This window comes from Amnibacterium sp., from assembly GCF_025463795.1.
Classification (GTDB): Bacteria; Actinomycetota; Actinomycetes; order Actinomycetales; family Microbacteriaceae; genus Amnibacterium.
This window is the reverse complement of record NZ_JAODBE010000110.1, coordinates 1-11,067: the sequence shown is the minus strand read 5'-3', so window position 1 is coordinate 11,067 and position 11,067 is coordinate 1. Positions and strand designations below refer to the sequence as shown.

At 74.2% G+C, this 11,067-nt stretch carries 9 protein-coding genes and 1 pseudogene; 7 read left to right on the top strand and 3 right to left on the bottom strand.

Translation table 11 applies throughout. The features are described 5' to 3' along the window. Positions 1-604 (top strand): CHAD domain-containing protein (locus tag JWQ92_RS09615; RefSeq protein ID WP_297344236.1); only part of this gene is annotated, 604 nt, incomplete at its 5' end. 3 nt (positions 605-607) lie between these two features. Here the strand turns inward: JWQ92_RS09615 and JWQ92_RS09610 are convergent. Then, the gene (locus JWQ92_RS09610) at positions 608-2,017 is read right to left on the bottom strand and encodes an MFS transporter (protein WP_297344235.1); all 1,410 of its coding nucleotides are present in this window, start codon (positions 2,015-2,017) and stop codon (positions 608-610) included. Positions 2,018-2,133: 116 nt separating this feature from the next. Between JWQ92_RS09610 and JWQ92_RS09605 the strand changes: the two genes are divergently transcribed. Both JWQ92_RS09605 and JWQ92_RS09600 read left to right on the top strand, forming a co-directional pair. After that, the gene (locus JWQ92_RS09605) at positions 2,134-2,865 is read left to right on the top strand and encodes a dienelactone hydrolase family protein (protein WP_297344234.1); all 732 of its coding nucleotides are present in this window, start codon (positions 2,134-2,136) and stop codon (positions 2,863-2,865) included. 71 nt (positions 2,866-2,936) lie between these two features. Next, positions 2,937-4,952, top strand: a complete 2,016-nt coding sequence (locus JWQ92_RS09600; RefSeq protein WP_297344233.1) for an amino acid transporter — start codon at positions 2,937-2,939, stop codon at positions 4,950-4,952. A 47-nt stretch (positions 4,953-4,999) separates the two neighbouring features. Here JWQ92_RS09600 and JWQ92_RS09595 read toward each other — a convergent pair whose 3' ends face one another. Beyond that, positions 5,000-5,773, bottom strand: a complete 774-nt coding sequence (locus tag JWQ92_RS09595) for a potassium channel family protein (RefSeq protein WP_297344232.1) — start codon at positions 5,771-5,773, stop codon at positions 5,000-5,002. A 224-nt stretch (positions 5,774-5,997) separates the two neighbouring features. Between JWQ92_RS09595 and JWQ92_RS09590 the strand changes: the two genes are divergently transcribed. Continuing rightward, positions 5,998-7,722, top strand: a complete 1,725-nt coding sequence (locus JWQ92_RS09590) for a RecQ family ATP-dependent DNA helicase (protein ID WP_297344231.1) — start codon at positions 5,998-6,000, stop codon at positions 7,720-7,722. A 10-nt stretch (positions 7,723-7,732) separates the two neighbouring features. Further along, positions 7,733-8,080 (top strand): hypothetical protein, encoded by a 348-nt coding sequence (locus tag JWQ92_RS09585; protein WP_297344230.1) that lies wholly within the window; start codon positions 7,733-7,735, stop codon positions 8,078-8,080. A 10-nt stretch (positions 8,081-8,090) separates the two neighbouring features. Here JWQ92_RS09585 and JWQ92_RS09580 read toward each other — a convergent pair whose 3' ends face one another. Continuing rightward, positions 8,091-9,713, bottom strand: coding sequence for a sodium:proton antiporter (locus tag JWQ92_RS09580; RefSeq protein ID WP_297344229.1), 1,623 nt, complete (start codon positions 9,711-9,713; stop codon positions 8,091-8,093). A gap of 103 nt (positions 9,714-9,816) precedes the next feature. On the opposite strand from JWQ92_RS09580, the gene JWQ92_RS09575 reads away from it, so the two are divergent. Then, entirely contained in the window at positions 9,817-10,497 is a 681-nt protein-coding gene (locus tag JWQ92_RS09575; RefSeq protein WP_297344228.1) for a hypothetical protein, read from the top strand. After that, a pseudogene (locus tag JWQ92_RS09570) lies at positions 10,494-11,067 on the top strand (DNA polymerase Y family protein); the annotation flags it as partial. The gene JWQ92_RS09575 and the pseudogene JWQ92_RS09570, both read left to right, overlap by 4 nt.

The following is an 11,067-nucleotide window of genomic DNA, read 5'->3' as shown; positions in this document are numbered from 1 at the left end:
GATCGTGCTCGACGAGCTCCGGCGGCTGGTCATCACCGGCGAGCTGACGCCCGGGACCCGGCTCGTGGAGGACCGGCTCGCCGAGGCCGAGGCGGCACGCGTGCGCGCCGTCGGTGCGCTCGCCTCGCCCGCCGACCTGACCGTCTTCGCCGAGCTCGACGCCTTCGCCGCCGCCGATCCCACCGGGCCGCAGGCCGACGCGCCGGTGCCGGTGCTCGCCGACCTCGCCCGCAGCACCGTGGGACGGGCCGTCCGCCGGACGCGCCACGCGGACCGCTCGATCGGGGCGCTGCACGACGCCAGGAAGGCGGCGAAGCGGGCCAGGTACGTGATCGAGGAGCTCGACGCGGAGGGCGCCCTGCGCTCCAGGTCGGCGCTCCGCCGGGCGGCGCGCCGCGCCTCCGCGGTGCACGACGCGATCGGGGCCCACCGCGACCTCGAGCTCGTCGTCGCCGACCTCCCGTTCGTCGCGGCCCGCGCCGCGGCGAACGGCGAGAACGCGTTCGTCTACGGGGTGCTCGCCGAGCGAGGCGCCCGCCGCGCCCGGCGCCTGCGCCGCCGTGCCGAGCGCGCGATGCAGCGGCTGCGGTCCGCGACGCGCTAGGCGCTACGCGTCGCGGGCGGACCCGTTGCGGATCCCGGCGAGCGAGGTGAGGCCGCCGACCAGGAGCAGCAGGGCCGTGACGAACGCCGCGCGGTCGAAGCCGGAGGTGGTGAGCACGCCGCCGAGGATCCAGCCGACGCACGCCGTCGCCACGAGTCCGGCGACCCGCGCGACCGCGTTGTTCACGGCGGACCCGATGCCGCTCTGCTCCGGCTTCACCGCCCCGAGGACCGCGGAGGTGAGCGGCGCCACGGTCGCCGCGATCCCCAGCCCGGAGATCACGATGCCGGGCACGATCAGCCAGAGCGCGGTGGCGGGGTCGCGCACGAAGGTCATGAGACCCGCGCCGACCGCGGCCGTGATGGGCCCCGCTGTCATGAACAGCCGCGGGCCGAAGCGCCCGGAGAGGGCGCCGAACCGGCCGGACAGCAGGATCATCAGCACCGTCGACGGCAGGCCGACCAGCGCCGCGACCGTGGCGGGAAGCTTCACGACCTGCTGCAGGTAGAGCGTCGGCACGAGCGAGGCGATGTTGAGGCCCGCGTAGACGAACAGCGTGGTGAGGTTCCCCCAGCGGAAGTTGCGGGCGGTGAACAGGGCGCGGGGCACGAGCGGATGCGCCGCCCTGCGGTCCCACAGCACGAACGCGACGAGCAGCACCGCACCGGCCACGAGCAACCCGACGGACACGGGCAGCGGCAGGGTGGCCGTGCCGCCGCCCCGGCTGCGCGCGCCGACCTCGATGAGGCCGGTGACGAGCGCGCCGAGGCCGATGGCGGCGAGCGCCGCGGAGGGCACGTCGATCCTGGAGCGCGGCTCGGGCATCGCCCCGTCGCGGGTGCGGCCGAGCAGCAGCATCGACGCCGCGGCGGGCAGCACCGAGAGCACGAAGACGCTGCGCCAGCCCACCGCGTCGACGAGCAGGCCGCCGATGATCGGGCCGGCGAGGAACGAGACGCTCGTCCACGACGTCCAGCGCCCGATCGCCCGGCTCTGCTCCGGCCCCTCGAAGGTCGCGATGATGAGCGACAGCGAGCCGGGGACGAGCAGCGCGCCGGCGACGCCCTGCAGCAGCCGCGCCACGACGAGGATGCCCGCGGTGGGCGCGACGGCGCACAGCAGCGAGGTGACGGCGAACGCGACGATCGCGATCCGCAGCACCTTCAGCCGGCCGAAGGCGTCGGAGACGGACCCGGCGGTGAGGATGAACGCCGAGAGGGTGAGCAGGTAGCCGTCCACGACCCACTGCTGCAGGACGATGCCGCCGCCGATGTCGCGGGCGATCGCCGGCAGGGCGATGTTCACGATCGAGCCGTCGAGGAAGGAGACGAACGACGCGAGGATCGCGGCCCAGAGCAGCCGGTTCCTGGCCGCCGTGCCGGCGACGAGGTCGAGGGAGGAGGCGCCGGTCACGGGCGTCAGTATGCTCCGGGCCGCCGACGCCGGGAGGCGCGGTCACGATGCTCGTGCTCGCGGCCGGCCGGCCGATCCCGGTCGCCGTGCGCGCCCCCGGAGGGCAGGATGAGCCCGTGCCGACGCTGACCGATCTCCCGCTGCCCACGATCGAGGGCGGGAGCCCCGGCCTCGGCGGCGTGCTCGGCGTGCCCGACGGGGAGGGCCCGTGGCCCGGCGTCGTGATGGTGCACGAGGCGTTCGGCGTCACGCCGGTGATGCGGCGGCAGGTCGAGCGCAGCGCCGCCGCCGGGTTCCTCACCCTGATGCCGGACCTCTTCGTCGACGGCGGTCCCCGGAAGTGCCTCCGCCGCACCTTCGGCGACATCGCGCGCGGCGCCGGCCGCACCTTCGACGACGTCGAGTCGGCGCGGCGCACCCTCGCCTCCCGGAACGACTGCACGGGCAAGGTCGGCGTGCTCGGGTTCTGCATGGGTGGCGGGTTCGCGCTCATGGCGGTGCAGGACCAGGGCTTCTCCGCCGCGAGCGCCAACTACGGCCGCCTGCCGAAGCCCCTCGATCCGCGCCTCGTCGGCGCCTGCCCCGTCATCGGCAGCTACGGCGGCCGCGACGCGAGCCTGCGGGGTGCGGCCGCGCGGCTCGACGCCGCCCTCGAGCGGCACGGCGTGCCCCACGACGTGCAGGAGTACCCGACGGCCGGGCACTCCTTCCTGAACGACGAGCCGCACGAGTCGAACCCGGTGATGGGGCTGCTGCTCGAGCTGGTGCTCCACGCGGGACCGGATCCGGCAGCGGCGGCCGACGCGTGGGCGCGGATCGACGGCTTCTTCTCCCTGCATCTCAGGTGAAGACGGCCCGGCGCCCTGACCTACACTGACGGCTGCGCGCGGCCGCCGCCGCGCCGAGCACGGACGGTGGGATGTCGGACACGAAGGACATGGGCTCCGCGCGCCGGCCGGACGACCGGTCGGACCCGAACGCCGTCCCCGACGTGTGCGCCCGCGAGCCCCGCCATCACGGGCGGCTGTCCCGATGGGCCCTCGAGGGCCTCTCGGAGACGGCGGGCAACCATCAGGGCCCGCACGCCGAGAGCGGCCGCACCTCCTTCTGGCTGCGGGTCATGTGCCTCACCGGCGTCGACTACTTCTCGTCGCTCGGCTACCAGCCCGCCATCGCGTTCCTCGCCGCCGGCTTCGTCTCCCCGGTCGCGACCCTCGTGCTCGTCGCGCTCACCCTGTTCGGCGCCCTGCCGGTCTACCGGCGGGTGGCGAGCGAGAGCTACCGCGGCGAGGGGTCGATCGCGATGCTCGAGAAGCTGCTGCCGTGGTGGGGCGGCAAGCTCTTCGTGCTCGTGCTGCTCGGGTTCGCGGGCACGGCGTTCATCATCACGATCACACTGTCGGCGGCCGACGCCGCGGAGCACGCGGTGAGCAACCCGCTCGTGCCGAAGTCCTTCGCCGGCGCGCACCTGTGGGTCACCCTGCTGCTCATCGTGCTGCTCGGCGCGGTGTTCCTGCGGGGGTTCCAGGAGGCGATCGGCATCGCCGTCGTGCTCGTCGCGGCCTACCTGGCGCTGAACGCGGTCGTCGTGGTCGACGGCTTCCTGCTCGTGGCCGCCCACCCGGTGGTGATCGCCGAGTGGGGCAGGGCGATGCTCGCGCAGGGCGGCGGCAACCCATTCGGCGTCGCCGGCGTCGCCCTCCTCGTCTTCCCGCAGCTGGCCCTCGGCCTGTCGGGCTTCGAGACCGGGGTCACCGTCATCCCCCAGATCCGCGGCGAGGCGGAGCAGACGGGCAAGCCGCCGGAGGCGCGGATCCGCGGCGCGAAGCGCCTGCTCACGACCGCCGCCATCACGATGAGCGTCTTCCTGCTGACGTCGAGCCTCGTCACCACGCTGCTGATCCCCGCGAAGGAGTTCCGGCCGGGCGGCGCCGCCAACGGCCGCGCGCTCGCCTACCTCGCGCACGAGCAGCTCGGTCCCGTCTTCGGCACCGCCTACGACCTGTCGACGATCGCCATCCTCTGGTTCGCGGGCGCCTCGGCGATGGCGGGACTGCTGAACATCGTGCCCCGCTACCTCCCCCGCTACGGCATGGCGCCGGCGTGGGCGCGGGCCGTTCGCCCGCTCGTGATCGTGTTCACGCTCATCGCCATCGTCGTCACGCTCGTCTTCAAGGCGTCCGTCGACGGCCAGGGAGGCGCCTACGCGACCGGCGTGCTCATGCTCATCACGTCGGCGGCCGTCGCGGTCACGCTCTCGGCGCGGCGCAAGCGGCAGTGGAAGCGGACGGCCGGCTTCGGCATCGTCGCGGTGATCCTCGCCTACACCCTCGTCGTGAACATCGTGCAGCGGCCCGACGGCCTCCGGATCTCGCTGCTCTTCATCCTCGGCATCGTGATCGTGTCGATCGCGTCCCGCATCCGCCGGTCCTTCGAGCTGCGGGCGACGAGCGTCACGTTCGACGAGGCGGCGACCGAGTTCCTGCGCGAGGCCGAGGACTACGGCGCGGTGCACCTGGTGGCCAACGAGCCCGGCGCGCGCGACGAGGAGGAGTACCGCTCGAAGGCGCGGGACGAACGGCGGGACAGCAACATCCCCGGCCGGGCGTCGATCATCTTCCTCGAGGTGCGGAAGGCGGACTCGTCCGACTTCGAGGAGGACCTCGAGGTGCACGGCGTCGTCCGGCACGGCTACCGGGTGCTCGAGGTCGCGAGCGGCAACGTGCCGAACACGCTCGCCGCGGTGCTGCTGCAGATCCGGAACATCACCGGCGTCGTGCCGCACATCTACTTCGAGTGGACCGAGGGCAACCCGGTGTCGAACATGGTGCGCTTCCTCGTGTCCGGCGAGGGCGAGGTCGCGCCGGTGACCCGCGAGGTGCTCAGGGAGACGGAGCCCGACGTGCGGCGCCGGCCCATGGTCCACGTGAGCTGAATCGCTCCGTTCCGGAGCTCCTGCGCGGCACGCCGGCGCGGACGGCCTCAGCGCGGCGCGTCCGCCGGTCGCCCCGGACCCGCGCGATCGGCGAGCACGGCGACCTCGCTGCGGAGCGCCCGGATCTCCGCGGCGAGCGCCTCCACGTGGGCGACCGTGGCCGCCTCGGAGGCTCGGTCGACCTCGGCGACGCGCTGCACGAGCCAGGAGGCGAAGGTCGCGGTGATGACGCCGAGCAGGGCGATGCCCGCGATCATCAGCCCGACCGCGATCAGCCTCCCCTCCCCCGTCACCGGCGTGCGGTCGCCGTACCCGACGGTGGTGACCGTCTCGAAGGACCACCAGAGCGCGTCGCCGAACGTGCGGATCCCGCTGCGCGGCGCGTGCCGCTCCGCCTCGAGCTCCGCGAGCGAGGCGAGCAGCACGAGCAGCGCGGCGGATCCGACGACGTACACCGTGACGCGCCCCCGGAACCAGGCGCCCGTCGCCCGTCGCAGCAGCGTGAAGAGGGTGAGCAGCCGAAGCAGCCGGAGCGGGCGCAGCATCGGCAGCGCGACGACGAGGAACTGCGGCAGATGCGTCACGAACCAGTGCAGCCGCCGCTCGGCGAGCGCCAGGAGCACGAGGTAGTCCGCGACGAAGACGAGCCAGACGGCCCACATCACCCACTCCGCGGCCTCCCAGAGGCCGCCGCGGAGGTCGGCGAGCACGCTCCACGCGTACACGACGAGGAAGACGAGGGCCGCGATCGTGATCGGCCATTCGGTGCGGCGCCGCCACGTCTCCTGCGTGAACGGCAGCCGCGGCAGGTGCGGTCGCATGACTCACCCTACGAAGCCCACGCGCGCCCGGCCAGCGGCTTCCGCGGGACGCGGCGCGCCGCATCCGCATCCGTTCCCTGAGCGTCCGGCGTCGCGCGGATCCGGAGTTCCTGCACGACACGCCGAAGCGGATCGCTTCCGCCCGGCGCGTCGCGCCGTTTCTCCGGATCCGTGCGGTCCGCACTGTGGGGCGCCGCTCAGCACGGGGATGGTGCGATGCCGCCGTGAGCGCCACCGAGATCCAGATCGAGGACACCCGAGGCGAGTCGGCCGGCCGGCACGCGGAGGACATCGAGCGGGTCGCCCGCGACGTGTTCGGCTGGGATCCGCTGCGCCCCGGCCTCGCCCGGGCGGCCGCGGCCGTCCTCGCGGGGCACGACGTGCTCGGCGTGATGCCGACCGGGTACGGCAAGTCGGCGGCCTACCGGATCGCGGGCGCGCTGCTGCCCGGCACGACCCTCGTCGTCTCCCCGCTGATCGCGCTGCAGGCGGATCAGCTCGCGCACCTCGCCGAGACGCCCGGCGCCCGGCCGGCGCGGCTCGTCAACTCCGCCCAGCCGAGGACGAGGACCGAGGAGGCGTGGGCGCTGCTCGAGCAGGGCGAGCTCGGCTACCTCTTCCTCGCACCGGAGCAGCTCGCGAACGACGAGGTCGTCGCGCGGCTCGCGGCCGCGCCGATCTCGCTGCTCGCGGTCGACGAGGCCCACTGCGTCTCCTCGTGGGGACACGACTTCCGGCCCGACTACCTGCGTCTCGGTGAGGTCGCCGACCGGCTGCCCGCTCCCCCGCAGTCGCCGCGAGCGCCGAGGCCCCCGATCCTCGCCCTGACCGCGACGGGCTCCCGGCCGGTCCGCGAGGAGATCGTGGACCGGCTCCATCTGCGGGACCCGCGCATCCTCATCCACGGCTTCGACCGGCCGAACATCTTCCTCAGGGTGACCCGGCACACGGACGAGCACCGGCAGGTCGCCGCCGTGCTCGACGACGTCGCGTCGCTGCCGGCACCCGGCCTGCTCTACGTCGCGACGCGGCGCGCGACCGAGGAGTACGCGGCGGCGCTGCAGGACCGCGGCATCGCTGCGGAGGGGTACCACGGCGGCCTGCCCGCGACGCGGCGCCGGGCGCTGTCGGCGGCCTTCCACGAGGGCGGCGTCGACGTGATGGTCGCGACGAGCGCGTTCGGGATGGGGATCGACAAGGCGGACGTGCGCTTCGTCGTGCACGCCGCCGCACCGGAGAGCGTCGACGAGTACTACCAGGAGCTCGGGCGAGCGGGCAGGGACGGGGATCCCGCCGTCGCCGCGCTGCACTACCGGACGGAGGACCTGGCTCTCCGCAAGTTCTTCGCCGGCACGGTGCCGAAGGCGAAGGACCTGAAGGCGCTCCTCCTCGCGCTCGCCGAGGATCCCGACGTCCGGACCGCCGGCGAGCGTGCCGGGCTGAGCGCCCGCCGCGCGACCGCGCTGGCCTCCCTGTTCGAGGAGGCGGGCGTCCTCGCGGTCGTCGACGGCAGGGCGGTCCCGCGCGGCGGTGCGATCGTCGCCGGCACGGCCGTGCAGGCCGCGATCGAGCAGGCGGAGGCGCGGCGACGGATCGACGAGTCCCGGCTGGCGATGATGCGCGCCTACGCGGAGACGACCCAGTGCCGTAGGCAGTACCTGCTCGGCTACTTCGGCGACGAGGACACCGGCCTCTGCCACGCCTGCGACACCTGCGACAGCGGCGCTGCGGAGCGCTACGCCGAGTCGCGCACCGCGGAGGGCCGCACACCCTTCGCCGTCGACACCGCGGTGCGGCACGCCGAGTGGGGCGACGGACGGGTGATGAGCGTCGAGGACGACCGGATCACGGTCTTCTTCGAGTCCGAGGGCTACCGGGTGCTCTCGATCGCCGCGGTGACCGAGCACGACCTCCTGACTGTGACGTCCCGCTCAGGCGGCCGGACGTAGCGTCGGGGCCATGAGCGACGCACGCACGGACGACATCGATCCGGACGCCACGGGTGAGGGCGCCGGCCTGGGGGCCGCCGACCCGATCACCGGCGTGCCGAACGGGGACGGCGACCTCGACGGGGAGGCGGTGCTGCCGGACGACGAGGACGACGACCTCGCGGGCGGCGACCCGCTGGCCCTCCGCGCCGAGTCGATGAACACGGTAACGAACGACGCGGTCGCCGGCGACACCGTCCTCCCCGGCTCGGGTGACGGCAACGACGGCCCGACCGGTGGCGCCCCGGCCGAGCTCGAGCCGATCCTGCCGGACAACGAGCTGGCCGGCGAGGACATCGACCTCGACGACGAGGCCTGAGCCCGTCGCCCTAGCCCCTTCGGCGCAGGCGCGTGAGCTGCCGCGGCGCCTCCTTCGGCAGGTCACGGCGGTAGGACCGCTTCATCGCCGCCTCGATCGTGTCGTAGTCGGCGAGCACCGCGCTGATCGCGCTCTCCTCGTACCGGCCCTCGCGACGGGCGTCGAGCACCGCCTTCCGCTCGGCGTCGAGCATCGCGAGCCGGAGGCGGGCGTAGGCGTCGGGCTGGGCCGCGACCCCGTCCTCGTCGGTCGTGCCGATCCCCATCCGGAAGCGCGCTGCCTGCTGCAGGCTCAGGACGACCTCCTCCGGGTCGCCGTCGGTGACCTCCCGCTCGAGTCGCTCCAGCGCGGCCCCCTGCGCCTCGCCGACGAGCGTGCGGATCTGCATCCGATCCTGGTCGGGGCTCGGCAGCGGCAGGCGCATCCACCGCACGAGGCTCGACAGACCGAGGCCCTGCAGCAGCGACAGCACCACGATGACGAAGGCGGCGAGCTGCAGGAAGCCGACCTGCGGGGTCTGCGGCGGCAGCAGGAACACGGCGGCGAGCGTCACGACACCGCGGACGCCGGAGAACGAGATGGCGAACGCGGTGCGCCAGCCCCATCGCCGTTCCCGCAGCCGCTCGGGGCCGAACCGGTACAGCACCGTCGTGGCGAACACCCACACGTACCGGACGAGCACCATCGCCACGTAGAGGCCGACGATGATCAGCGCGCCCTGCAGCAGACCGATGCGGCTCTGCGACGCGCGGCGGACGATGTCGGGCAGCTGCAGCCCGATGAGCAGGAAGACCGCGTTCTCGAGCAGGAACGACAGGGTGCGCCAGTTGATCCGCTCGGCGATGCGTGACTCGGCGGACTGGAACATGGGCGCCCGGTAGCCGAGCCAGATGCCGGTGACGACCACGGCCAGGAAGCCGGAACCGTTCACCGCGTAGGCGGGCAGGTAGGCGATGTACGGCGCGGCGAGCGACAGCGAGGTGTCGAGAACCGGCGCCTTCAGGCGGCGGCGGATGGCGGTGATGACGATGGCGACGACGGCGCCGGAGAGCAGGCCGCCGATCACGGCGACCGCGGCGTCGCGGGCGATGAGCCCGATGCCGACGGGGGCCGCGATCGCCGCGATCGCCGTGTTCAGGGTGACGAGGGCGGTCGCGTCGTTGAGCAGCCCCTCGCCCTCGAGCAGGGAGGCGAGGCGCCGGGGCAGCTTGCCGCTCCCTGCGATGGCGCCGACGCTCACCGCGTCGGTCGGTGCCACGATGGCCCCGAACGCGATGCCCGCCGCGAAGGTCAGCTGCGGGACGAGCCACCAGGTCACGAGACCGACGGCGAACGCCGAGAAGACGACGAGGCCGACGGACAGGGCGAGGATCGAGTCGCCGCGGGCCCGCACCTCGAGGAAGGAGGTCTGCAGTGCCGCGGCGAAGAGCACGGCAGGCAGCACGCCGACGAGCACGAAGTCGGGGTTCTCGTCGAGGCGGATCGCGGGCACACCGGGGATGAAGGCGATGCCGACCCCCACCGCGACGAGCACGAGGGGCGCGGACCAGCCGACCTTGCGCGAGAGGCCCGTGACGCCGACGACGAGCAGCAGGGCGCCGACGGCCCAGGCGACGGTCGAGGAGAAGCTCACCGGGAGACGGTTCCGGCGGCGGCGGTCACGGGGGCAGCGTAGCGAGCACGGGCGACGTGGCGGGGCGTGTTGCGCTCGTCGAACACGTGTTCGAAGATGAGGTGTGTCCTCCTCCGCCCTGCAGCTCGCACCGGACGAGCGTGCGCGCACGGTGGAGGAGCTGCAGGCCCGCATCTCGGCCATGCAGGCCACGGGGCTCGGCACCCGCACCCTGCCGACGCGACCGGAGCTGGCGCCGCTGCTGCCCGGCGGGGCGCTGAAGGCGGGGGTCGCGTACGCGGTGCCCGACTCGCTGACGCTCGCGATGCTGCTGATGGCGGGTCCGAGCGCGGCGGGCGGCTGGTGCGCCGCGGTCGGGGTGCCCGACTTCGGCATCGAGGCGGCGGCGGGCTTCGGCGTCGACCTCGACCGGCTCGTGCTCGTGCCGCAGCCCGGGGAGCACTGGCTCGCCGTCGCCGCGCAGGTCGCCGACGTGCTCCCGGTCGTGCTCCTTCGTCCACCGGCCCGCGCGGCCGCCGGCGACACCGCGCGGCTCGCGTCCCGGCTGCGGCAGCGGGGCTCGACGCTGCTCGTACTCGGCCCGTGGGCGCAGGCCGAGGCGACCCTCGAGGTGCGCACCACCGCCTGGACGGGCATCGGCACCGGATCCGGGTACCTCGCCGGCCGCGACGTGACGGTCACGGTGACCTCGCGCGACATCCGCTCCGTGCATCCGGTGCGGATCCGCGACGACCAGTGGCGCATCGAGCCGCCCGCCGTCGCCGCACGGCTGGAGGCGGTGTGAGCGCCGAGCGGGCGATCGTCGCCTGGTGCCCGGACTGGCCCGTCCGGGCGGGCGCCGCGGAGGCGGAGGCCGACCCCGGCGAGCCGATCGCGATCGTCGAGGCCGGCGTCGTCGCGGCGTGCTCGGCGGCGGCGCGAGCGGCCGGGGTGCGCCGGGGCCTGAAGATCCGCGAGGCCCAGTCCCGCTGCGCCACCCTCGTGGTGCTGCCGGCGAACCCGGCGGCCGACGCCAGGCGGTTCGAGCCGGTGCTCACCGCGCTCGAGGCGGGCATCCCGACCGTGCAGGTCGTGCGGCCCGGCGTCGTCGTGATCCGGGCGCAGGGCCCCGCGCGCTTCTTCGGCGGGGAGCACGAGGCCGCCGACGCGGTCCTCGGCCTGCTCGCGGGCGCCGGGGTGCCGGAGGCCCGGGTCGGGATCGCCGACGGCCCGTTCGCCGCCGAGCAGGCAGCGAAGCTGCACCCGTCGACCGGGGCGGAGAACATCCGCATCGTCCCGGTCGGACGCTCGCCGGAGTTCCTCGCCCCGTTCGGTGTGGAACTGCTCGACCGCCCCGAACTGGCGACCCTGCTTC

Excerpts from the sequence above, each read along its gene's own strand:
- JWQ92_RS09600 (WP_297344233.1), top strand. The coding sequence starts at position 2,937 with ATGTCGGACACGAAGGACATGGGCTCCGCGCGCCGGCCGGACGACCGG.
- JWQ92_RS09595 (WP_297344232.1), bottom strand. The coding sequence starts at position 5,773 with ATGCGACCGCACCTGCCGCGGCTGCCGTTCACGCAGGAGACGTGGCGG.
- JWQ92_RS09585 (WP_297344230.1), top strand. The coding sequence starts at position 7,733 with ATGAGCGACGCACGCACGGACGACATCGATCCGGACGCCACGGGTGAG.